Source organism: Xanthomonas euroxanthea, from assembly GCF_900476395.1.
Taxonomy (GTDB): Bacteria; Pseudomonadota; Gammaproteobacteria; order Xanthomonadales; family Xanthomonadaceae; genus Xanthomonas; species Xanthomonas euroxanthea.
This window is the reverse complement of record NZ_UIHB01000005.1, coordinates 555,250-577,617: the sequence shown is the minus strand read 5'-3', so window position 1 is coordinate 577,617 and position 22,368 is coordinate 555,250. Positions and strand designations below refer to the sequence as shown.

General features: G+C 66.2%; 18 protein-coding genes. 9 read left to right on the top strand and 9 right to left on the bottom strand.

Features of this window, described 5'->3' with window-relative positions; genetic code table 11:
* The first annotated feature begins 131 nt into the window (after nt 1-131).
* The 3 genes from CPBF1521_RS16730 to CPBF1521_RS16720 all read left to right on the top strand — a co-directional run bounded on the left by CPBF1521_RS16730 (nt 132) and on the right by CPBF1521_RS16720 (nt 3,637).
* A complete protein-coding gene (locus CPBF1521_RS16730; RefSeq protein ID WP_115677667.1) occupies nt 132-893 on the top strand; it encodes a SapC family protein in 762 nt (253 codons plus the stop codon).
* A 4-nt stretch (nt 894-897) separates the two neighbouring features.
* Nucleotides 898-1,935: a cupin-like domain-containing protein gene (locus CPBF1521_RS16725; RefSeq protein WP_115677666.1), complete on the top strand. Its 1,038-nt coding sequence runs from the start codon at nt 898-900 to the stop codon at nt 1,933-1,935.
* 184 nt (nt 1,936-2,119) lie between these two features.
* The gene (locus tag CPBF1521_RS16720; RefSeq protein ID WP_115677665.1) at nt 2,120-3,637 is read left to right on the top strand and encodes a tryptophan halogenase family protein; all 1,518 of its coding nucleotides are present in this window, start codon (nt 2,120-2,122) and stop codon (nt 3,635-3,637) included.
* Between the two features lie 169 nt (nt 3,638-3,806).
* On the opposite strand, the gene CPBF1521_RS16715 is transcribed toward CPBF1521_RS16720, so the two are convergent.
* From CPBF1521_RS16715 to CPBF1521_RS16700, 4 genes are all read right to left on the bottom strand, one after another.
* Nucleotides 3,807-4,814, bottom strand: a complete 1,008-nt coding sequence (locus CPBF1521_RS16715; protein ID WP_115677664.1) for an MBL fold metallo-hydrolase — start codon at nt 4,812-4,814, stop codon at nt 3,807-3,809.
* Nucleotides 4,815-5,049: 235 nt separating this feature from the next.
* On the bottom strand, nt 5,050-5,454 hold the full coding sequence (locus CPBF1521_RS16710; protein ID WP_104583037.1) for a hypothetical protein: 405 nt from the start codon (nt 5,452-5,454) through the stop codon (nt 5,050-5,052).
* Between the two features lie 244 nt (nt 5,455-5,698).
* Nucleotides 5,699-7,096 (bottom strand): trypsin-like serine peptidase, encoded by a 1,398-nt coding sequence (locus tag CPBF1521_RS16705; RefSeq protein WP_115677663.1) that lies wholly within the window; start codon nt 7,094-7,096, stop codon nt 5,699-5,701.
* A 436-nt stretch (nt 7,097-7,532) separates the two neighbouring features.
* Nucleotides 7,533-8,918: an APC family permease gene (locus CPBF1521_RS16700; RefSeq protein ID WP_115677662.1), complete on the bottom strand. Its 1,386-nt coding sequence runs from the start codon at nt 8,916-8,918 to the stop codon at nt 7,533-7,535.
* A gap of 194 nt (nt 8,919-9,112) precedes the next feature.
* Between CPBF1521_RS16700 and CPBF1521_RS16695 the strand changes: the two genes are divergently transcribed.
* The 6 genes from CPBF1521_RS16695 to cydB all read left to right on the top strand — a co-directional run bounded on the left by CPBF1521_RS16695 (nt 9,113) and on the right by cydB (nt 17,238).
* A complete protein-coding gene (locus tag CPBF1521_RS16695; protein WP_115677661.1) occupies nt 9,113-9,877 on the top strand; it encodes a LuxR family transcriptional regulator in 765 nt (254 codons plus the stop codon).
* A gap of 270 nt (nt 9,878-10,147) precedes the next feature.
* Nucleotides 10,148-11,089, top strand: a complete 942-nt coding sequence (locus CPBF1521_RS16690) for a proline iminopeptidase-family hydrolase (protein WP_104583041.1) — start codon at nt 10,148-10,150, stop codon at nt 11,087-11,089.
* A gap of 808 nt (nt 11,090-11,897) precedes the next feature.
* Nucleotides 11,898-12,959 (top strand): pectate lyase family protein, encoded by a 1,062-nt coding sequence (locus CPBF1521_RS16685; RefSeq protein WP_104648161.1) that lies wholly within the window; start codon nt 11,898-11,900, stop codon nt 12,957-12,959.
* Between the two features lie 263 nt (nt 12,960-13,222).
* Nucleotides 13,223-14,611, top strand: coding sequence for an amino acid permease (locus CPBF1521_RS16680; protein ID WP_115677660.1), 1,389 nt, complete (start codon nt 13,223-13,225; stop codon nt 14,609-14,611).
* A gap of 213 nt (nt 14,612-14,824) precedes the next feature.
* On the top strand, nt 14,825-16,222 hold the full coding sequence (locus CPBF1521_RS16675) for a cytochrome ubiquinol oxidase subunit I (protein WP_115049343.1): 1,398 nt from the start codon (nt 14,825-14,827) through the stop codon (nt 16,220-16,222).
* A complete protein-coding gene (gene cydB, locus CPBF1521_RS16670) occupies nt 16,222-17,238 on the top strand; it encodes a cytochrome d ubiquinol oxidase subunit II (protein ID WP_115677659.1) in 1,017 nt (338 codons plus the stop codon). The genes CPBF1521_RS16675 and cydB overlap by 1 nt, the downstream gene beginning before the upstream one ends.
* 37 nt (nt 17,239-17,275) lie before the next feature.
* Here cydB and CPBF1521_RS16665 read toward each other — a convergent pair whose 3' ends face one another.
* The 5 genes from CPBF1521_RS16665 to CPBF1521_RS16645 form a co-directional block, all read right to left on the bottom strand.
* Entirely contained in the window at nt 17,276-18,115 is an 840-nt protein-coding gene (locus tag CPBF1521_RS16665; protein WP_181901264.1) for a carboxylesterase family protein, read from the bottom strand.
* Nucleotides 18,116-18,222: 107 nt separating this feature from the next.
* Complete coding sequence (gene mgtE / locus CPBF1521_RS16660) at nt 18,223-19,584, bottom strand: magnesium transporter (RefSeq protein ID WP_104583046.1); 1,362 nt, start codon at nt 19,582-19,584, stop codon at nt 18,223-18,225.
* A gap of 142 nt (nt 19,585-19,726) precedes the next feature.
* Entirely contained in the window at nt 19,727-21,457 is a 1,731-nt protein-coding gene (ptsP, locus tag CPBF1521_RS16655) for a phosphoenolpyruvate--protein phosphotransferase (RefSeq protein WP_115677658.1), read from the bottom strand.
* A gap of 58 nt (nt 21,458-21,515) precedes the next feature.
* On the bottom strand, nt 21,516-21,785 hold the full coding sequence (locus CPBF1521_RS16650; RefSeq protein WP_016904613.1) for an HPr family phosphocarrier protein: 270 nt from the start codon (nt 21,783-21,785) through the stop codon (nt 21,516-21,518).
* Nucleotides 21,778-22,170 carry a PTS sugar transporter subunit IIA gene (locus tag CPBF1521_RS16645; protein WP_016904612.1) on the bottom strand — a complete coding sequence of 131 codons (393 nt, stop codon included), beginning with the start codon at nt 22,168-22,170 and terminating at the stop codon, nt 21,778-21,780. The genes CPBF1521_RS16650 and CPBF1521_RS16645 overlap by 8 nt, the downstream gene beginning before the upstream one ends.
* Between the last annotated feature and the right edge of the window lie 198 nt (nt 22,171-22,368).

Genomic DNA, 22,368 nt, shown 5'->3' with positions numbered 1-22,368 from the left:
ATGCTGCTGTGCCGCTTGCCGGCCTGTCGCTTTTTGGCAATGCTCGTCACGGCAGGCGCGGCACCGGGCGGCGCGATCGACGCATTCCTCGTAATGCGGTGCTCCATCGCGGAGCACCGTGGGAGTTTCAGATGACGCGGTACGCAGTGCTCAACAACGTGGCGCATCACGATCTGCGCGTCATCCTGCGCTTTGGTGCCGAGTTCGGCGACGCGCTCGGCCTGGTGCCGGCCTTTGTCACCGAGTACGCCGAGCTGCAGCGCGAGTACCCGTTGTTCTTTCGCAAGGATGCTGCCGCCGGCGGCTACCAGTCGGTCGCGCTGCTGGGCTTTGCGCAGGACGAGAACCTGTTCCTGCAGGAGGGGCGCTGGGCAGCGAGCTATCTGCCGGGCATCGTGGCCAAGGGGCCATTTTTGATCGGCTTCCAGGAGCAGCGCATCGATGGCGTGTTGGCACAGGCGCCGGTGATCCACGTCGATCTGGAGCATCCACGCGTCAGCCGCCATGAAGGCGAGGCGGTGTTTCTGCCGCAGGGTGGCCACAGCCCGTATCTGGAGCATGTCATCGATGTGCTGCGCGGCATCCGCGACGGTGTGGATGCCGGCCAGGCGATGGCGGCCGCCTTCGACACCTTGGGGCTGATCCAGCCGGTGCAGCTGGATGTCACGCTGGATGCCACCCACGCCACCACGCTGGAAGGCCTGTTCGTCATCGACCGCGAGCGGCTTGCCGCACTCGATGCGTCGTCGTTGCAGCAATTGCACCGGGCCGGCCATCTGGAAGCTGCGTTCCTGATGCTGGCCTCGCTGCACAACGTGCGCCGGCTGATGGCCGAAAAGCAGCGCCGCCTGCAGCAGGTGCACGCTGCATCTGCGACCGCCGCATTCGCCTGAGCGCATGACGACCGGCGCAGCCATTTCCTCCATCGCGCCCATCGCCGAGCGCCGCGATTGCCGTCCCGACGCGCCGCCGCTTGCTGCACTGTGCGAGGCGGCCGAGCCGGTGGTGCTGCGTGGCATCGCACGCGACTGGTCGCTGGTGCAGGCCGGGCTGCGCAGCGCCGACGAGGCGATGGCGCTGCTGCGCGCGCACGATGGCGGGCGCGCCTTGCAGTATTCCCATGGCGGCCCGGAGATCGCCAGCCGCCCGTTCTACAGCGACGATTGCAGCGCGCTGAATTTCGATGTGCAACGTGGCAGCCTGAGCAGCTTGCTGGAGGCGATCGTCACGCATCGCGATGACCCGCAGCCGCCCACCTACTACCTGGCGTCGTTGCCGATCGACGACAACCTGCCGGGCTTGCGCGCGGGCAATGATCTGGATGTGGTCGCCAGCGGCATCGCGGTGCAGCCGAGCATCTGGATCGGCAATCGCGTCATCGCCTCCTGCCATTACGATGTCCCCAACAACCTGGCGTGCTGCGCGGTGGGGCAACGTCGCTTCACGCTGTTTCCGCCCGCGCAGGTGGCCAACCTGTATCCCGGCCCGCTGGATCCCACGCCGGGCGGGCAGGTCGTCAGCATGGTGGATATCGCCAACCCGGATCTGCTGCGGTATCCACGCTTCGCCCAGGCGCTGGCGCAGGCGCGCACCACCGTGCTGGAGCCGGGCGATGCCCTGTTCATTCCCGGCATGTGGTGGCATCACGTGCACTCGCTGCAGCCATTCAACGTGCTGGTCAACTACTGGTGGAACAGCGTGCCTGCACACCTGCCGGCACCGATGCCGGCGCTGTATCACGCGCTATGGTCCATCCGCGACCGCCCGGCAGCGGAAAAAGCGGCATGGCGCGCCCTGTTCGACTACTACGTGTTCGGTCCGGCCGAGCGCGCGGGCGAACACCTGCCCGAGCAGGCGCGGCATGCGTTGGGCCCGATCGACCCGATCCTCGCGCGACAGCTCCGCGCGATGTTGATCGGCAAGCTCAACCGCTGATGTGCGCGATCGGCGTCCAGGCGACTGGCCGGACCACTGCGCAGCTGCGCCGTCCGGCGCAACCGGTGTGCGGCATCCGCGTGGGCCACCCAGGCGAGCGGTCACTGCGTGACTTCCGCGTCACCCACACGTTCGAGCACGATGCTGTGCCGGCCAACCGACATCCACCCCACAGGAGCGCGCAGTGAGCCAGGCCCCGATTCGCAAGGTCGTCATCGCCGGTGGCGGCACTGCCGGCTGGATCGCCGCCTGCGCGCTGTCGCACCAGTTCCGCGACCTGCTGGAGATCACCCTGGTCGAGTCCGAGCAGATCGGCACCGTGGGCGTGGGCGAATCCACGGTGCCGCCGATCCGCAGCTTCCATCGCTTCCTGCAGATCGACGAGCAGGAATTCCTGCGCGCGGTGGCCGGCACCTTCAAGCTGTCGATCTCCTTCGAGCATTGGCGCCGCCAGGGCGAGCGCTACATCCATCCGTTCGGCATCACCGGGCAGAGCACGCTGGTGTGCGCCTTCCATCATCTATGGCTGGAAAGCCAGCGCCGCGGCATGCCGGGCAGCTTTGGCGATTACTGCCTGGAAACCGTGGCATCGCGCCTGGATCGCTTCGCACTGCTGCGCGAGCCCGCGGTCAATTACGCCTATCACCTGGATGCCGCGCTGTATGCCAGGTTCCTGCGCACGCGCAGCGAGGCCTGCGGTGTCAGGCGCATCGAGGGCAGGATCCAGCAGGTGACGCTGCAACCGGACAGTGGCGATGTCGCCAGCCTGGTGCTGGAAGACGGGCAGGTGCTCGAGGGCGACCTGTTCATCGATTGCAGCGGCTTTCGCGGCCTGCTGATCGAACAGGCGCTGCACACCGGTTACGAAGACTGGAGCCATTGGTTGCCCTGCGATCGCGCCGTTGCGGTACAGACCCAGGCGCTTGGCCCGCCGGTGCCGTACACCCGCGCCATCGCGCACGAGGCCGGATGGCGTTGGCAGATTCCATTGCAGCATCGGGTGGGAAACGGCCTGGTGTTTTCCAGCAAGCACCTGTCCGACGACGAAGCGCATGCCAGGCTGCTGCGCGATGTGGCCGCGCCTGCGCTGAAGGATCCCTGGCTGGTGCCATTCCGCACCGGACGCCGGCGCAAGGCCTGGAACAGGAACGTGGTGTCGCTGGGCCTGGCCAGCGGCTTCATCGAACCGCTGGAATCCACCAGCATCCATCTCACCATCGCCGCGGTAGTGCGGCTGATCACCCTGTTCCCGGCAGACGGCATCGCGCCCTCGCAGGTGGAGCTGTTCAACGACATCAGCCGCGCCGAGATGGAGCACGTGCGCGACTTCATCATCCTGCACTACCACGCCACCCAGCGCGACGAGCCGCTGTGGCGCCAGTGCCGCGCGATGGAGCTGCCCGCATCGCTCGCGCTGCGCCTGCGCGCCTGGCGTGAGCGCGCACATGCCTGGCAAGCGGCCGATGAACTGTTCCGCGTGGACTCCTGGACCCACGTCTTGATGGGGCAGGGCATCGTGCCCGCGCAGCATCACCCACTGGCGCGCGCGATCTCCGATCACGATCTGCGTCGCCTGCTCGACGGCATCGCCCAGCCGATCCGGCACGCGGTGGAGCAGATGCCGTCGCAGCAGGCGTTTATCGACGCGTATTGCAAGGCCGGGGAACGCGTGTGGGGCTTGCGCAGCCCGGTCGTGGCATAGGCAGGCGACCAACCGCGATGCAGTGCCGCGTGGTGGTTCATATGCTGCCCGCACGACGTTTTCGATCTCGCATCGCTGATCGCGCCGCGAGGGAGTGCCGTCAGCCGCAGGTGGGCCACGCTGGCAACAGCACGCGGCCAGTCCATCACCACGGTGCCCAGCTGCTCGCCTACAACCGCATCAGATCCCTGCCGACCACAATCGGCCCGGCGTAGTGCTTGCGCGCGCCCGCGCTCCACATGGCATCGGTGATCGTCGGGTCGCCGCCGGGCACGAAGTGATTGAGCACGAGCATCTTTGCATTGGCTGCCGCTGCGATCCTGCCGACGTCCTCGCTGGTGGAGTGGCTCTTGAGCAGATGGTCGAGCAAGGTCGGCGCGTTGTCGTTGGTCTTGAGCATCCTTTCCAGTGCGGGCAGGTACATCACCTCATGCACCAGGATGTCGGTGTCCTTCGCGAACTCGGCCAGTGCGGGCAGGTAGCGCGTATCGCCGGAGAACACCACCGTGCGCTCGCGCGTGGCGAAGCGGTACGCGAATGCGGGCTTGAGGGTGTAGTGATCCACCAGCGTGGCGGTGACGGTGACCTGGTCGTTCTGCAGCACCATGCCGGGTTGGTCGAACTCGTGCACCTGAATCAGCTGCCTGAACGGCGGGCGGCCTTCTTCGCGGATGCGCGCATCGATGTCCATGGCATTCATGTCGACAAACGCATCCACCATGCTGGCGATGCCGGGCGGCCCATACAACCGCACCGGCGTCTGCAGCCCGCTCGCCCATGCCAGCCACACCACGTTGAGCAGGTCGGCGTTGTGGTCGGAGTGGTGGTGGGTGAGAAAGATGTCGCGCAGCGCGGGCAGGCGGATGCCGGCCCTGGCCAGCTGCTGTGCAACGCCGTTGCCGCAGTCGATCAGATAGGGCTGCCCGTCGATGACCAGCGCATTGGCGGCTGCGGCGCGCAGCGGTGAGGGCGTGGGGCCGCCCTTGGTGCCGAGCAGGACCAGCACGCTGCCGTTGGCCGGGAAGGGCGCTGGCGATGCCGGGTCCGCTGCCGCAATGGCGTCCTTCGGCTCGCGCCGGAGTGCGGCACCCAGCGGGCTCGCCACGCCCAGCGTGCCCGCAGCCAGCGCGAGGCGCAGCATCTGGCGGCGGGAAGTGCGTGGAGAAGATGCGGACATGACGGCTCCTGTCGAAGCATGGGGAGGATGTGCCAGGCGGCGCGCGGCGCTGCGTCAGATGATCGCGAGGTGGCCGGGCCTGCGACTGCGTCACGCAAATCCCGGCACGGATGTCTGCGCGCCCGAAGACCGGAGCGCGGCAGCCGCGCCGTACGCTGCGGGCGGGGGAGCTGCGCTGGATCGGTCGTGCCGATCCATCCGCCGCGCTCGAACGGTGAGCTTGCCGCAATGGCCGTCAGAGCTTGTGCGCGATGAACTCGTTCAACGCGGGCGAACGATAGAACGCCATGCATTGCGCAAAGATCCTGTTGAACGGCCCGCGGCGCGCTTCGTCCTTCATCGGCACCTCGGCGCGATGGAAGTCCGCCGTCTGCTCGGCCACGAAGCGATGCAGCCGCTCGGTGGCGCCGACCTTGGCATTGTCGAGCGCATAGGTCGTCAGCAGATACGAGCGGTCGCGTAGCTGGTCGGAAGTGTACTTGCCGCTGCGTTCGTAGTTGTTGTCCAGGCACAGCTGAAGCGCGTATGCCTTGACGTCGTCGCGATTGGCTGGTGCGCCGGCTGCGTTGGCGGTGACCTGTAGCGACAAGGCCAGCAGTGCAGCTGCGGCAACGAGGTGAGGAGTGCGTTGAACGGGCATGCCGATCCAGGTGAAGGAGGATCTGCCAAGTCTGCATCATCCGCACGCTGCAGATGAAGTGCTGCAGGCGGCTCGACGCGCGTGTTCGATAATGTTCCCAGGGCGACGCAGCACCATCGAAGCACAGAGAACGGGGCAACTGGACCGATCCTTCAGGCAGGCCAAACAATCGACCGCATTCGGCGCAGGCCAGGCGTCGTCGCACGTGGCAGGCGAGACCCCGCCTGCCACGTGCATCACCCGCTTACTGGCCGAAGTAGGTGGAAATGCTGGAATACACGTCCGAGAAGCGCGAGTAGTAATCCGGATCGGTCTGCGCGGTGCAGTACGAGTAGCCGCCGTACAGGCCGCCGCGCAGCTGGTACGCGCCACCGCTGGCGACGGTGAACAGGCCCGAGCCGGACGAGCCGCCCTCGGTGACGCCATCGTTCCACACCACCCGATACAGCGGGCTCTTGCCGTCGATGCTGGTGCTCAATCCATTGACTGAGCCCAGCGAATACTTCTTGACGTCGCCGGAGGGGTGGTGGATGCCGACGATCGACGTGCCGGTTGCGCCGATCGCCGCGCTGTTCCATGCCGCGTAGAACGCGCCGCTTGGCGGTGCGGTCTTCAGTTCCAGCAACGCGGTGTCACGCGTGGTGTTGGCGTGGCGCAGGAACGCACCGCCGGTCAAGGTGGTGGCCTGCGCGCTGGCGGTGTTGCCGTTGCAGCTGGCCGCATCGTAGAACCAGTACGTCTGCAGTGTGTTGGCGACGGTCTGCGTGCTGATGCAATGTGCCGCGGTCCAGAACAGGTTGCGCTTGGGCGAGTTGGTGTTGTTGAGCAGCGTGCCGGTGCACAGGAACGAGCCCTGGCTGGTGGTGAACACCATGCGCGCCACTGCCTTTGCGGCATTGGTGAAACCGGTGGTGGGATTGGCGCGGCAGACGACGTCGTTCTGGCAGGAATCGCTCTCGCCGATGGCAATGGTCATCATGTCGCGTGGGCTGGCGGTGGGGCTGATGTCCAGATGCGACAGCTGCGGGATGCTCAGGCTGAAGTTCTCCGGATACTGGCCGGCCGGTAGCGACAGTTCCACCAGCAGGTTCTCGCCGCTGACGGTGGGCGACCAGCCGATCGCATCGCCGCCGGCGGCGAAGCTGGCACCGGATTGTTCGAACACCCGGCCGTCGTCGCCGGCAAAGCGCAGCGTCACCTTGGACGGATCACCCGGGGTGGCGCCGGCGCCACGCAGGATCAGCGACGCACGCAGCGAGGCCGCCTGCGCGGAGCCGACCTTCAGGGTCGCCACGCGCGAGCCATCCTTGGCCATCTGCCAGTCAAGCGTGGCCAGGTTGACCAAGGGCTTGGCGACCGTGCGCGAAAAACCGATCTGCAAGGGCTGCCCATGTTTGACCTGTGCGATGCGGCGCTCACGCACGCGACTGATCTCGGTGCTGGTGGGCGCAGTGAGTTGCACCACACGCGTGGGCAGGATGCCGCCACGCAGACTTGCCGACTGCAATGTCGCCGCACCGAGTTTGGCCGCTTGCGGCGCGGTGCTCACCGGCGCTGCGTCCATTTCGGTCGGCGGCGCTGCCAGTGCGGAGCCGGAAAATGCGGAAAACAGCGCCAGGTACAACGCATTCTTGCGATTCATGGGTAGTCCTTCTCGTCAGGGAACGGCAGGCTGCGGCGGGGGCCACATCCTGCGGGCGCCATCGTTGGCGCCGAACGAGACTAGCGAATGTTTAAAGCTGAATATGTGCTGAAAATCTCGTTCAGAGATTGGCAGTCCACAAAAAGATAATCGCGTTCTGCGCAGCTCCACGCGTGCACGCGCAGCCATCTTGTCTTGCAAACGCGGGAGGCGCCGCAGCGCAGGCGCGCCTTAATCGTTTGCACCACGTACACCGCCATACAGGCAGCAACGCGATCGTGCACTGCATCTGCAGCGACGCCTGGATCGAGCCGTCAGGCGATACAGGCAGGCCGCATGTGGAAAGGCCTGCGGCCCTCACCCGCGCAGGCCTGAAGGTGGCGTGCGCTCCCCCGATGTCGGCACGGGTAGTGCCTGTAGGCGAAGGCGCTGCAGGTTATTCCAGCGCGTCGTTGGCGCGGAAGTCGGTCGAGCGGCCGCTGGCCTTCAAGAACGCCAGGACCGCAAGGCCGATCACCATCCAGGCGGTACCGCCAAGTTGCGCATGCCGGTCGGCATTGATCAGCACGTAGGCCAGGATGAGGATGCCGATCAACGGCGTCGCAACATGCAACAGCAGGCTGCGGCCCCGTCCGCGAAAATGCCACAGCACCGCCACGTGCAACAGGATGAAGGCGGTCAGTGCGCCGACGTTGCACAGCGAGGACAGCAGCGCGATCTGTCCGACGAAGACTTCGCCCAGCACCATGCTCAAGCCTGCCACCAGCAGGATGGCGCGCTGCGGTACGCCGGTGCGTGGATGGATGTAGCGCAGGAAGGCGGGCAGCTGGCGGTCGCGTGCCATGGCGAACAGCAGCCGCGAGGTGGCGGCCTGCGCCACCAGTGAATTGGCGATCGCCGCACTGATCGCCACCGTGAGCGCAATGACGACCTGCAACCACGGCCCGGCGATCAGGCGCCCGATCTCGAAGAAGGCATCGTTGGAGGCCTGCGCGCTGGGATAGCGTTGCAAGGTGGGTTGCAGCAGCGCGGCCAGCCAGGTCTGCAGCACGAACAGGCCGGCCACCAGCAACAGCGCCAGCAGGGTTGCCCGGCCGACCACGCGGTTGCCGCCACGGGCCTCTTCCGACAGCGTGGAGATCGCATCGAAGCCCAGGAACGACACCACTGCTACCGACAAGGCGCTGAAGATCAGCTGCGGCGAAAAGGCCTGCGGGTTATAGAAGGGGCGCAGGCTCCACTGCGCACCATTGACGCCATGCTGGATCGCCACGGTGGCCAGCACCACGAACACCGCCAGCACCACCAGCTGCGCGTAGAGGAAGACGCGATTGGCACGCGCGGTGGTTTCGATGCCGCGCAGGTTGACCAGCGTGTTGAGCACCACGAAGAAGGCGATCCAGGCCGGCTGCGGCACCGCCGGCAGCACGTTGTGCATGGCATTGGCGCCGACCACGTAGAGCAGCGTGGGCACCAGCAGATAATCCAGCAGGATCGCCCAGCCGGCCAGAAAGCCCATGCCGCTGCTCAGGCCGCGCCCCACATATGCATACACCGAGCCGGCCACCGGAAACGCCTGCGACATCTGCTGGTAGCTCAATGCGGTGAACAGCATCGCCACGAAGCCGAGCAGGTAGGTCAGCGGCACCATCCCGGCGCTGATGTCGAACACGCCGCCGAAAATGGAAAACGGCGCGGTCGGTACCATGGACACCAGACCGTAGATCAGCAGGTCCTTGAGCGTGAGCTGCCGCTTGAGTTCCTGGGTGTAGCCAAAGCGTTCCAGCGCAGCCGCGTCGTCGCGGCGGGGTGTGTCGGTCATGCAGGTGTCCGCTGAAAGGAGTGCCGGGTCGCGACGCAGACGCGGTGGAGCGTCTGAACGGCGATGCTGCAGTGCAACTGCCGGCCTGGCATTGTGACCATAATGTGGCCGCCAAGCCCATCCATTGGTAAAAATGCTAGGTTTTCCATGCTGGATGCGCTCCAGCGGCACACGTCGACACCGAAGGACCCACCATGTTCGACACTCTGGCCAGCCTGGGCCGCGATCTGCAGGTGCTGCACACGCTCAATGCCTGCCTGGATCGGGTGTTTGCCGATGTCTGCGGACTGGGCTTCCAGTCGTTGGTCTACGACTACGCACCGGTCCCGCTGAGTCTGGAAGGTGCCTTGATCACGCCGTCGGTCTTCATGCAGCGCAACGCGCCGGGCGATATGCAGCACGTCTGGTGCGAGCACGGGTATTACCAACATGACCCGGTTCAGCAGCGTGCGACCCGGCGTACCACGCCATTCGTGTGGTCCTATCGCAACGATGGCGACATGGAGGGCGTGGAATACGTCGGCAGCCAGCATCGGCAGGTCACGCGCTATCTGTGCGACAGCGGCATGGGAACCGGTGTCACCGTGCCGCTGCATCTGCCTGGAGGCGCGTTTGCAACATTCAGCGCCGCGGTGGACGCCGTCGCGGCCGAGGCGCCACGGCTGGCTGAAGCGCAGCTGTCGCCCTTCCTGCTGCTGGCGCATGCCTTCCAGGCACGTGCACAGGAGTTGCTCGATCCGCAGGAACGCCGCTGCCACCACATTGCATTGACCCGCCGCGAGCGCGAATGCCTGCAGTACTCGGCCAGGGGGCTGACAGCCAAGAGCATCGCCGCTGCGCTCAACCGTTCCACCGCCACGGTGAACCTGCATCTGAACTCGGCAGCACGCAAGCTGGGTGCGCGCAATCGCGTCGAGGCCGTGGTGCGTGGCATGCATTACCGGTTGCTGGAGCCGTAGGCGCGTCTGGTTCGGCGGCTGCGCCGACGCCTCAGCGATAGGCGACGGACGATAGCGAGTTCGCCCTGGCCAAGACCTGCGAGTGGCGCGTGCCATCGCAGTGCTGGTCGATGGCATCCGGGCCACCAACGGCATGCGCAGCTGGATCGCATCGCCTTGGTCGGGCGTCTGTCCCCGAAAGCAGCGCGAACCTGGGAGTTTTGCCAGTTAACGCGCGGCGGTTCGCCCGCTAGGCTCGGCGCTCATTCTTGCCGTCAGCAGGCGTAGGTCATGCAGTCCACCGAGGGTTACGTCCAATTCCATGGGTACCGCACCTGGTACCGCATCACCGGCGACCTGCGCAGCGACGCCTGCCCGCTGATCGTGCTGCACGGCGGCCCCGGCTGCACCCATGACTACGTGGACAGCTTCAAGGACCTGGCCGCCAACGGCCGCGCGGTGATCCATTACGACCAGCTCGGCAACGGCAAGTCCACCCATCTGCCCGATGCCGACCCCGGTTTCTGGACGGTAGGGCTGTTTCTGGACGAGTTGCAGGCCCTGATCACGCAGTTGGGGCTGTCGCAGTACGCGTTGCTGGGGCAGTCCTGGGGCGGGATGCTGGCGGCCGAGCATGCGGTGCGCCGGCCGGCCGGCCTGCGTGCGTTGGTGATTGCCAACTCGCCGGCGTCGATGGGCCTGTGGCGCGCTGCCGCGCTACGGCTGCGCGCGCGCCTGCCCGAGGACATCCAGGCGGTGCTGGATGCGCACGAAGCGGCCGGCACCCTGGACGCCCCGGCCTATCGCGCCGCAAGTCAGGTGTTCTACGCCCAGCACGTCTGCCGCGTGCTGCCGTGGCCTGCCGACGTGGCGCGCACCTTCGCCGCCATCGATGCCGACCCGACCGTGTACCACGCCATGAATGGTCCGACCGAATTCCACGTGGTCGGCAGCCTGCGCAACTGGAGCATCATCGAGCGCCTGCATCGCATCAGCGTGCCCACGCTGGTGCTGTCGGGCAAGTACGACGAAGCCACGCCGGAAACGGTGGAGCCGTACGCGCGCCTGATCCCGGACGCGCGGTGGCATGTGTTCGCCAATTCCAGCCATATGCCGCATGTGGAAGAGCGCCCGGCGTGCATGCGCCTGGTCGGCAATTTCCTCGACGACCACACGCCGTGGCCCGGTGCGGAACTGGCGCATGCGTCCACGCTGGCCAGCCGCGCGGTGTGAGCCGGTGGGGCGGGCGTGTGAGTCCGCGCGATCCCGAGCGTGCCCGGCCTGCCGGGCGCTGCTGCGGTGCGTCTCGATGCAGCCTGCGCTGCGGCCTGCGCATCGCAAGCGTCGGTGTGGCAACGTTTTAAGAGTCGTCGTCTTGGGACACGCAGATGCGCCGCAACGGCGTGTCGCTACCTCCACGCATCCACTGCTGATCGCCACGCTGCGGTCGGACATTCCCTCAGGCACCACGTGGTCGGGCTGAAGTGGCCTGACCTTGCCGATAGACTTGTCATGGCGCCAGCGCTCGCCCACTGTCGCGAGTGATCCAAAGCGCGATCACGCCTCGTCTTCAGCACAGCGCATGTAATGCCGCGCAAACCGCGTGCCGGTGCGATGGCACTGCTGCTACGCACCACTACCTCTGACGACTCACAGCACGCGGTCGTGTGCAGCTACCACCGCGTCGCGTCCGGTAAATGCATATGGATTCTTGGAGAGCGCAGTTGCCACTAGCAACTGCGGTCGAAAGCGCGCGTGAGCAAACCGCCATCAGTCTGCGTTTGCATGCATGGAAAACACATCTGCCTACATAAGAAAACAGCGCGCACGACACCGCGCTGTCCTGTCCCGCGTGTCTTCCGCTGTCTCTTTTGCATGTCCTGCCAGAAGAACACCGTGGTGCGTCAAAGTTTCAGTGATGGATAATTGTTTTATGTTTTAAATCGCGCGAAGAATGCGGCCCCCACGCACCGCTTTGCTGTTGTCGTCGCTACGGCGCAGGCAGCACGCATCGCTTTTCCACTTCTTTGGGAGAGGCTGCATGATGATCAAGACATTCCATGGCGCACTGGCGCTTGCACTGTCCGCTTGCGCTGCGGGCGCCATTGCCGGCCCGGTCGGGTACGGTGCCGCCACCACCGGCGGCGGCAACAAGACACCGGTCAACGTGGCCACCTTCGAGGCGATGCAGGCGGCCATCGACAGTTACTCCGGCAGCGGCGGGTTGGTGCTCAACTACACCGGCAAGTTCGACTTCAGCACCATCAAGGACGTCTGCGCCCAGTGGAAGTTGCCGGCCAAGACGGTGCAGATCAAGAACAAGAGCAACATCACCGTCAAGGGTGCCAACGGCTCGTCGGCCAACTTCGGGCTATGGGTGGTTGGCAATTCCAGCAACGTCATCATCCAGAACATGACCATCGGCCTGCTGCAGGGCGGCGAGGATGCCGACTCGATTTCACTGGAAGGCAATTCCAGCGGCTCGCCGTCCAATATCTGGGTGGACCACAACACCGTGTTCGCCTCGTTGACCAAGTGCTCGGGTGCCGGCGATGCGTCTTTCGACGGCGGCATCGACATGAAGAAGGGTACCCATCACGTCACCGTGTCCTACAACCACGTCTACAACTATCAAAAGGTCGCGCTCAACGGATACAGCGACAGCGACACCAAGAACTCGGCCGCACGCACCACCTATCACCACAACCGCTTCGAGAACGTCGAATCGCGCGTGCCGCTGCAACGTCGCGGGCTGAGCCACATCTACAACAACTACTTCAACAACGTCACCACCTCGGGCATCAACGTACGCATGGGCGGGGTGGCCAAGATCGAGTCCAACTACTTCGAGAACATCAAGAACCCGGTGACCTCGCGCGACAGCAGCGAGATCGGCTACTGGGACCTGATCAACAACTACGTCGGCAGCGGCATCACCTGGAGCACCCCGGACGGCAGCAAGCCTTACGCCAACGCCACCAACTGGATCACCACCAAGGTGTTCCCCGAACCGCTGGGCTACACCTACAGCATCACCCCGGCCGCACAGGTCAAGGCCAAGGTGATCGCCACCGCCGGTGCGGGCACCAACCTGGCCGAGTAAGCGGCAACGGCCTGCGCGCGCACCGATCCCCGGCATGTCCGGGGATTTTTGTCGGTGCGAGGCAGCAGGTTCGCGCATCGCCGGTTGCGGCCAGCCACGGTGGTCACTGGTGGTTGCGCACGGGGAGGCCGTGCTCCCGTGCGGTGGATGCGGGCAAGAGCGCTTCCGGGCTGATCGACTCCCGCTCCCGGGCCGGCGTCAAGAGGCGCGGCAGGCGCCGCGACGCGGTATCGTGTCGCGATCCCATCCATCCAAGCCCGTCCATGCCGCTTCCGACCGATCCCGTTGCTGAGCACGCTCCGTCCGCCACGCCCGCGTTGCGCCATGCGCTGAAACCGCGGCAGTTGATGATGATGGGCCTGGGGACGGCGATCGGCGCCGGGCTGTTTCTGGGCTCGGGCGTGGGGATCCATGCGGCGGGGCCGGCAGTGCTGGTGTCCTATCTGATCGCCGGAGCGCTGGTGATCATCGTGATGAACGCGCTGGGCGAAATGGCGGCCTCCAAGCCGGCCAGCGGGGCGTTCTCGGTGTACGCGGCCGATGCGATGGGCCCGACCGCCGGTGCGACGGTGGGCTGGTTGTGGTGGCTGCAGATCGTGGTGGTGATCGCCGCCGAAGCGGTCGGCGCGGCGGGCCTGCTCGCCTCGGTCTGGCCGGCGTTGTCGGTGCCGTTGCTGGCAGTGGTGTTCATGGCCACCTTCACCGCGATCAACCTGCTGGGCGTGCGCAATTTCGGCGAGTTCGAATTCTGGTTCGCCATCCTCAAGGTCGTGGCGATCGTGGTGTTCCTGCTGATCGGCGTGGCCCTGCTGGCCGGCTGGTTGCCCGGCGTGGTGTCGCCGGGGCTGTCCAACTTCACCCAGAACGGCGGGTTCGCGCCGAAGGGATTGGCCGGCATCGGCTCGGCGTTGCTGGTGGTGGTGTTCGCCTTCGGCGGCACCGAAATCGTGGCGGTGGCCGCTGCGGAAACCGCCGACCCGGGCCGCAGCCTGGCACGCACGATTCGCACCGTGGCCTGGCGCATCCTGGTGTTCTATATCGGCTCGATCAGCGTGATCGTGGCGGTGGTGCCGTGGACCAGCGCAGCGCTCAGCTCGCCGTTCGCTGCGGTGCTGGAGGTGGCGCGCATTCCCGGCGCGGCCACCGCCATCACCCTGGTCGCCGTGGTGGCCTTGCTGTCGGCGCTCAACGCCAACCTGTATGGGGCCTCGCGGATGATCTTCTCGCTGGCGCAGCGCGGCGAAGCGCCGCGGGTGCTTGGCAGGACCAGCGGCGAGCAGGTGCCGCTGGTGGCGGTGATCGCCAGCGTGCTGTTCGGGTTTGCCGCCGCCGCGCTGGAACTGCTGTACCCCAACAAGGTGTTGCCGATGCTGCTCAACATCGTCGGTGCCACCTGCCTGCTGGTGTGGACGATCTCGCTGCTGTCGCAGCTGATCCTGCGCGCACGCGCCGACCGCGCCGGCGTCGTATTGCCGTTCCGCATGCGGGGTTACCCGTTTCTGACCCTGCTGGCCCTGGCGATCCTGGCGGTGATCTTCGTGCTGCTGGCGTCGTCGGTGGACACCCGCGCGCAGTTCCTGTCGATGGTCGGTCTGACTGTCTTCATCGCCGTGGTCAGCGAGCTTGCCCGGCGGACGCGCGGCGCCGCCTAGCATGCCGCAGCGCCTTGAACGCGTACCATCTGGCAGCAGGACAGGCGCGACGGTTTGACGCAGATGCGACCCCGTGTCGCATCGGGAACCCGCTCGAGCGTCCCTATCATGATGCGGTAGCGTAGGAGGTCGCGATCGGCCACCGCAGCGAGTCTCGGCGATCGATCTGCACCCGGTGCGCTGCGGTTTCCCCATTCTCCTGGAGGACTCTCCATGGATGCCTTGCTGTTATCGCGGATCCAGTTCGGATTCGTCATCGCATTCCACGTGCTGTTTCCCGCATTCACCATCGGGCTGTCCAGCCTGCTGGCATTTCTCGAATGGCGCTGGCTGCGCACCCGGCTGCCGGTGTGGCGCGAGCTGTATTTCTTCTGGCAGAAGATCTTTGCCGTGTCCTTCGGCATGGGCGTGGTCAGCGGCATCGTGATGGCCTTCCAGTTCGGTGCGAACTGGCCGGAGCTGAGCCGGATCGCCGGCAGCGTGATCGGCCCGTTGCTGAGCTACGAAGTACTGACCGCGTTCTTCCTCGAGGCCAGTTTCCTGGGCGTGATGATGTTCGGCTGGGGGCGCATCTCCGAGCGCCTGCATTTCCTGGCGACCTGCATGGTGGCGCTGGGCACGCTGTTTTCCACGTTCTGGATCCTGTCGTCCAACAGCTGGCTGCAGACCCCGGCCGGCTATGAGGTGGTCGACGGCATCGTGCATCCGGTGGCGTGGCTGAAGATCATCTTCAACCCCTCGTTCCCGTACCGGCTTGCGCACATGGCGCTGGGCTCGTTCATCACCACCTGCTTCGTGGTCGGCGCGGTGGGGGCGTGGTATCTGCATCGCGGCGTGCATCGCGAGGCCGGGCTGCGCATGCTCAAGCTGGCGGTGGCCTTCGCGGCAATCACCGTGCCGCTGCAGATCTTCGTCGGCGACATGCATGGCCTGAACACGCTCAAGCACCAGCCGATGAAGATCGCGGCGATGGAAGCGCACTGGCATGACGAGGGCCAAGACAAGGGCTTCCCGCTGGTGCTGTTCGCCTTGCCCAACGCGCAGGCCGAGCGCAACGATTACGAGGTGGCGATCCCGCGCCTGGGCAGCCTGATCCTGACCCACAGTCTGGAAGGCAGCATCAAGCCGTTGACCTCGGTGCCGGCCGCCGATCGCCCGCCAGTGATGCCGGTGTTCTTCGCCTTCCGCATCATGGTCGGGCTGGGCTCGTTGATGCTGCTGGTTGCCTGGGTCTCGGCGTTCGCCTGGTGGCGCGGCAAGTTATTGCAGTGGCGCTGGCTGCTGGCGGCCTGGCGCTGGATGCTGCCGAGTGGCTTCATCGCGCTGGTCTCGGGCTGGTTCGTCACCGAGATGGGACGGCAGCCGTATGTGGTGTACGGGCTGTTGCGCACTGCCGATGCGGTGGGCCCGCAGTCGACGTTGATGACCGCGATCTCGCTGGCGGTCTACGTGCTCGGCTATGCCTTCGTGTTCGGCTGGGGCATCTGGTACCTGGTCAAGATCGGCAAGATCGGGCCGACCCCGCATGACGCGCCGCAGCTGGACCACGGCGAGCACACGCCGGCACGGCCGCTGTCGGCGGCCGATGAACCGATCGACGGAGCCGCATGATGGACATGAGCAGCGTATTGCCGGTGGCGTGGTTTGCGGTGATCGGCTTCGGGGTGCTGATGTACGTGGTGCTGGATGGCTTCGTGCTCGGCATCGGCATCCTGGCGCCGTTCCGCAAGGACGAGGCGCAGCTGGACCTGATGATGAACACCGCCGCGCCGATCTGGGACGGCAACGAGACCTGGCTGGTGCTGGGCGGGGCAGGGCTGCTGGCGGCGTTTCCCAAGGCGTATGCGGTGATCCTGTCGGCGCTGTACCTGCCGGTGTTGCTGATGGTGATGGCGCTGGTGTTCCGCGGCGTGGCGTTCGAGTTCCGCTTCAAGGCGCATCGCTCGCGGCGGCTGTGGAGCAATGCCTTCGCTGCCGGCTCGATCCTGGCGACATTTGCGCAGGGCGTGATCCTGGGCGCGCTGGTGCAGGGCCTGCCGATCGAAAACGACCGCTATGTCGGCGGCATCTGGGGCTGGTTCAGTCCCTTCGCGATGCTGACCGGCGCCGCGCTGGTGTTCGGCTACGCCCTGCTCGGCAGCACCTGGCTGATCCTCAAGACCGAAGGCCATGTGCAACAGCTCGCGCGCCAGCTGAGCCGGCCATTGACGATCAGCGTGTTGATCTTCATCGGCCTGGTCAGCGCGTGGCTGCCATCGCTGCAGTCGCATGTGATGGACCGCTGGTTCAGCGATGCCCATTACCTGTGGCTGATGCCGGTGCCGGTGCTGGTCGCCCTGGTGGGGTTCGCGCTCTGGCGTTCCACCGAAGCGGGGCGGCCGGATACGCCGCCGTTCCTGTTGGCGATGGGCCTGTTCGTGCTCGGCTTTCTCGGCCTGGTGCTGGGCATGTGGCCGTATCTGGTGCCGCCGGTCTACACGATCTGGCAGGCCGCCGCGCCGCCGTCTTCGCAGTTGTTCGCGTTGATCGGCCTGGTGGTGCTGCTGCCGCTGATCCTGGGGTATACGGTGTGGTCGTACCGCGTGTTCCGCGGCAAGATCACCGCCGATACCGGCTATCACCACTGAGCGGGTGCAGACCGCATCGGCGCGATGCGCCGCCCGCTCAGTGCAGGCGTTGCCTGAACATCCATTCCCACATCGCCGGGTCCGCGTAGGTCGCGTCCCAGGCGTTGTGGTTACCGTCTGGATATTCGCTGTAGCGCACATTGGCGCCGATGCCCTTTGCGGCCCGGTACAGCGCGCGGTCGTCGTGCGGTGGCACCGAGTCGTCCTTGGCGCCATGGAACATCCAGATCGGCACGTGCCTGAGCTGGGTGACCGCAGCGGTGTACGGATCGGCTTCCTTGGCCACCAGGCTGACGTACAGCGTACGACGCTCGTCGCGCGGCGCCTTGAGTGCGCCGCAGATCGGCACGATCGCGGCAAACCGCTGCGGCTGCATCAGCCCGATTTCCCAGGCGCCATAGCCGCCCATCGAGATGCCGGTGAGATAGGTGCGTTGCGGGTCGGCACCGAATTCGGCACTGGCCGCATCCAGCGCGGCGATCGCCATGCGTGCATTGATGCCCAGCCACTCCTCGTCGTCGGGCACCTGCGGCAGCACCACCAGGGCAGGGAACTCGGCGGTGTGTGCGCTCAGGTAGGGACCAACGCCGACCTCGGCCTGATCGCGTCCGTTGTCGCCGCGTTCGCCCGAGCCATGCAGGAACAGCACGATCGGGCGCGGTTGCGGCGCCGTGGAGGCCGGCACGAACACCTGATAGCGGTAGAGCCGTCCTTCCAGTTCCAGCGTGCGGGTGACGAAATGGCCGCGGCGCCCGTCGTGGTGGCGCTCAGCCATGCTGGAACAGCCGGCCAGCAGCAGCGCAAGAATCGCAAGAACAAGACAACGACGGATCACGCACACCCCCTGACCGATGACAGACCCGCAGTATCGCCGCATGCAGGTGTGCTGGCATGTCGCGCTGCGGCGATTTTTGCCGACTCTTCATCCGATCCTTGCCGCTGTATGCCCGGCACGACGTTCTGCGCAAGCACCGGATACGGCAGCTACGGCAGCAGGATCAGCGTCGCCAGGCCGAGGAAGCTCAGGAACCCCATCACGTCGGTCAGCGTGGTCAGGATCACGCCACCGGCCAATGCCGGGTCGAAGCCCAGTCGCTTCAGCGTCACCGGGACCAGCACGCCGCCGAAGGCGGCGGTGAGCATGTTCAAGGTCAGCGCGGTGCCGATCACCAGCGACAGCATCGGCTGGCGGAACCACGCCAGCACGATCAGTCCCAGCCCGATCCCCAGCACCATGCCGTTAATCAGCGCGACGGTGAGTTCCTTCTTCAGCAAGGTCATCACGTTGGAGGAGCCGATCTGGCCCAGCGCCAGGCCGCGGACCATCAGCGCCAGCACCTGGGTGCCGGCGTTGCCGCCCATGCCGGCAACGATCGGCATCAGCGCCGCCAGGGCCACCAGTTTGGCGATGGTGCCTTCGAATTCGCTGACGACGCTGGAGGCCAGGAACGCTGTGCACAGGTTGATGCCCAGCCAGATCAGGCGGCGCCGGAATGCGCGCCGCGCCGGGCTGAACATGTCCTCGTCCTCGTCCAGGCCGGCCGCGCTCATGGCCTGGTGTTCGGCCTGTTCGCGGATGATGTCGACCACGTCGTCGATGGTGATGCGGCCGAGCAGGATGTTGTTGTCGTCCACCACCGGCGCGGAGATCCAGTCATGGTCGGAGAAGCGCCGTGCGACCTCGTCGGAGCCATCGCCCACGTCGATCGCCGGTTGTTCGTCGTCGATCAGGCGATTGACCGGCGTGCTGTCCTCGTGCGTGACCAGCGCGGCCAGCGACACCCGGCCCAGATACTGATGGCGTCGGCTCACCACGTACAGGTGATCGGTGTGGTCGGGCAGCTCGCCGCGCAGGCGCAGATAACGCAGCACCACATCGACATTGACGTCGGCGCGCACCGTCACCACGTCCGGATTCATCAGGCGGCCGGCGGTGTCCTCCGGATACGACAGCACCTGCTCGAGCCGCTCGCGGTTCTCGCGGTCCATCGACTTGAGCACTTCGTCGATGACGGTGTCGGGCAGGTCTTCGACCAGGTTGGCCAGATCGTCGATGTCGAGGTCTTCGACCGCGGCGACGATCTCGTCGGTGTCCATGTCGGCCAGCAGGCTTTCGCGCACTTCATCGCCGACATGCAGCAGCACTTCGCCGTCGTCTTCCGGGTCGACCAGGCCCCACACCACTTCGCGCTTGCCGGGCGGCAGCGACTCCAGCAGGTTGCCGATCTCCGCCGGCGCCAGTGTATTGACCAGCCGGCGTACCGGGCCCAGGCGTCCGCTATCCAGCGCATCGGACAGCAATCGCAGCTGTCGCGCGGTCTTGTCGTGGCGGACGGCTTCGGCCATGCGCGGCTCCCTGCAAGAGTGGACACGTCCCGATGGAAGACGCGGTGCTGAGTCAGCACGGCATTATCGCTTGCGCATGGTGACGAAACATACAGTGCCGAGGCAACGCGCAGGAACATCCCCTGCGCGATGACGCAATCGCTCAGCGCATCAGGCCCTGCGCGACGTTGGCCAGCCATTTTTCGATCCCCTTGCGGTCGCGCGCGCGCAGCAGTTTTTCGCCATGCACGCGCAACTCGCCCAGGTGGATGTCGCGCACCGCACGGCGTACCTCCAGCAGCGTGGCCGGATGCAGGCTGAACTCGGTGAGCCCCAGGGCCAGCAACATCGGGACGAAGCGCGGGTCGCCGGCGATCTCGCCGCACACCGCCACCGGCTTGCCGAACGCGCGCCCGGTGGCGATCACCTGCGCGATCAGGCGCAGCACCGCCGGATGCAGCGGCGAGTACAACTCGCCCAATGCCTCGTTGTTGCGATCCACCGCCAGCAGGTACTGCACCAGATCGTTGGTGCCGATCGACAGGAAATCGATATCGTCGATAAAGCAGTCCAGCGCCAGCGCCGCAGCCGGCACTTCGATCATTGCGCCGAGCGGAATGTGCTCGGCGATCTCGTGGCCTTGCTCGCGCAATTGCGCGGCCAGCTTCTTGATCTGCCGGCGCAGCAGCTGGACTTCCTCGCGGCCGCTGACCATCGGCACCAGGATGCGCACCGGCCCGTAGCCGGAGGCGCGCAGGATCGCGCGCAACTGCGCTTGCGCCACCGCAGGCCGGGCCAGCGACAACCGCACCCCGCGCAGACCCAGCGCCGGGTTGTCTTCGTCGCTCAAGGTCAGGCCGGTGCGGTCGGCCTTGTCGGCGCCCAGGTCCAGGGTGCGGATGGTGACCGGTCGCCCGCTCATGCCCAGCACGGTGTCGCGGTAGGTGTGGAACTGTTCCTCTTCGTCCGGCAGCTCGTTGCGCTGCAGGAACAGGAATTCGGTGCGATACAGGCCAAGGCCACTGGCGCCGAGTGCGTGCGCCTTCGCCACGTCCTCCAGCGATTCGGCATTGGCCAGCAGCGTGATATCGACGTTGTCGCGCGTGCGCGTGGGCTTGGAGCGCAGCCGGCCCAGTTCGCGCTGTTCCTTGGCCAGCGCGCGCAGGCGCTCGCGGTAGTCGCGCAGGTGCTCGGGCTTGGGATCGACGATCACCTGGCCGGAACCGGCATCGACGATCAATACATCGCCATCGTCGATCCGCTGCACCGCATCGCTTACCCCCACCACCAGCGGCAGGTGCAGGCTGCGCGCCAGGATCGCGCTATGCGACAACGCGCTGCCGGCGGTGGTGACGATGCCGACCACCCCTTGCGCCTGCAACTGCGCCAGCTCCGAGGGTGCGACGTTGTCGCAGACCAGGACCTCGCCGGCCACGCCCTTGAGGTCGGGCGCGCGCTTGTGCAGGAACGCATGGATGCGGCCGATGACGTGATCCAGGTCGTCCATGCGGCTCTTGAGGTAGGCGTCCTCCATGCCGTCGAACACCGCTGCCAGCCGGTCGCGCTGCACGCGCAAGGCGTAGTCGGCGCTGTAGCGGTGGGTGCGGATCAACTCGTCCAGGCCCTGCAGCAGCTCCGGGTCGTCGAGCAGCAGCGCATGCAGTTCGAGGAATTCGCCGACTTCGCGCGCAAGCGCGCCATGCAGGCGGTCGCGCAGCTGCTGCATCTCGGTGCGTGCCGCCTCGATCGCCAGATGCAGGCGCTGCAGCTGCGTTTCCACCTGGCTGGCGGGCACGCGTTGTTCGGCCACTTCCAGCGTGTGGCTCTGGCGCACGCGCGCGCGTCCGAGTGCGTTGCCGCGCGAGGCGGCGTGTCCACGCAGACGCAGGCTCATGTGCGCCCCTGGCGCGGCCGCGCCCTGTCGGTCAGCCCCGCACCGACCCCGCGCATGCTCAGCTGTCCTCGTCGAAACGACGCTCGAACAGGTCCACCAGCGCCTGCAGGGCCTGCGCTTCGTCTTCGCCATCCAGCCGCACCACCACGCTGGTGCCTTGGCCTGCGGCCAGCAGCATCACTCCCATGATGCTCTTGGCGTTCACCTCGCGGCCCTTGGCCGCCAGGGTGGCGTTGCTGCGGTAGGACGACAGCGTCTGCACCAGCTTGGCGGTTGCCCGCGCATGCAGTCCGAGTCGGTTGGAAACTATGAGTTCGCGTTCAAGCATCGTCGATGATCGCTCCGTTGCGGGTGCCTGCCGCCGCGGTGGCGGGCAGCTCCTGCAATCCTTGTTCGGGGTAGTTCATCACCCGCAGCAGCATCGGCAGGCTGAGCGCGGACACCCGGCGAACCGGCGTGCCGAGCTTTGCCAACCGGCTGGCGAGATTGCTGGGGCTGGCGCCGTACAGGTCGGTCATGACCAGCACGCCGTCGCCGCTGTCGACCCGTCGCATCGCCGACGAGGCCTGGGGCAGCAAGGCGTCCAGGTCTGCATCGAGCGGCACGTCGAACGCTTCGGTCTTCAGCGGCAACTGCCGCAACAGCCCCGTCGCCACGTTCAACAACGCCGCGCCGATGCCGGGATGAGTAATGAGGAGAATGCCACAGGCCATGCCGAAACGTTAACAGGTCGGCATGACCGCGCGATAGCGTCTGCCGGCACCGATGTGTTGCGAAATGAATAGCCGTTTAGGACCGCCGCACCGTGACGCGCACGATGCCTGCAACACATGCGCTGCCGCCGGCACGGCAATGACCCGTGACCTCGCCAGTCTCCCGATGCGTCCCGCATCACAAGCGAGCGCTGCAGT

Bases quoted from the DNA above. Each gene is read 5' to 3' on its own strand.
- CPBF1521_RS16730 (WP_115677667.1), top strand. From the start codon at position 132: ATGACGCGGTACGCAGTGCTCAACAACGTGGCGCATCACGATCTGCGC.
- CPBF1521_RS16725 (WP_115677666.1), top strand. From the start codon at position 898: ATGACGACCGGCGCAGCCATTTCCTCCATCGCGCCCATCGCCGAGCGC.
- CPBF1521_RS16715 (WP_115677664.1), bottom strand. From the start codon at position 4,814: ATGTCCGCATCTTCTCCACGCACTTCCCGCCGCCAGATGCTGCGCCTC.
- CPBF1521_RS16710 (WP_104583037.1), bottom strand. From the start codon at position 5,454: ATGCCCGTTCAACGCACTCCTCACCTCGTTGCCGCAGCTGCACTGCTG.
- CPBF1521_RS16705 (WP_115677663.1), bottom strand. From the start codon at position 7,096: ATGAATCGCAAGAATGCGTTGTACCTGGCGCTGTTTTCCGCATTTTCC.
- CPBF1521_RS16700 (WP_115677662.1), bottom strand. From the start codon at position 8,918: ATGACCGACACACCCCGCCGCGACGACGCGGCTGCGCTGGAACGCTTT.
- CPBF1521_RS16695 (WP_115677661.1), top strand. From the start codon at position 9,113: ATGTTCGACACTCTGGCCAGCCTGGGCCGCGATCTGCAGGTGCTGCAC.
- CPBF1521_RS16690 (WP_104583041.1), top strand. From the start codon at position 10,148: ATGCAGTCCACCGAGGGTTACGTCCAATTCCATGGGTACCGCACCTGG.
- CPBF1521_RS16685 (WP_104648161.1), top strand. From the start codon at position 11,898: ATGATGATCAAGACATTCCATGGCGCACTGGCGCTTGCACTGTCCGCT.
- CPBF1521_RS16680 (WP_115677660.1), top strand. From the start codon at position 13,223: ATGCCGCTTCCGACCGATCCCGTTGCTGAGCACGCTCCGTCCGCCACG.
- CPBF1521_RS16675 (WP_115049343.1), top strand. From the start codon at position 14,825: ATGGATGCCTTGCTGTTATCGCGGATCCAGTTCGGATTCGTCATCGCA.
- cydB (WP_115677659.1), top strand. From the start codon at position 16,222: ATGGACATGAGCAGCGTATTGCCGGTGGCGTGGTTTGCGGTGATCGGC.
- CPBF1521_RS16665 (WP_181901264.1), bottom strand. From the start codon at position 18,115: ATGCGGCGATACTGCGGGTCTGTCATCGGTCAGGGGGTGTGCGTGATC.
- mgtE (WP_104583046.1), bottom strand. From the start codon at position 19,584: ATGGCCGAAGCCGTCCGCCACGACAAGACCGCGCGACAGCTGCGATTG.
- ptsP (WP_115677658.1), bottom strand. From the start codon at position 21,457: ATGAGCCTGCGTCTGCGTGGACACGCCGCCTCGCGCGGCAACGCACTC.
- CPBF1521_RS16650 (WP_016904613.1), bottom strand. From the start codon at position 21,785: ATGCTTGAACGCGAACTCATAGTTTCCAACCGACTCGGACTGCATGCG.
- CPBF1521_RS16645 (WP_016904612.1), bottom strand. From the start codon at position 22,170: ATGGCCTGTGGCATTCTCCTCATTACTCATCCCGGCATCGGCGCGGCG.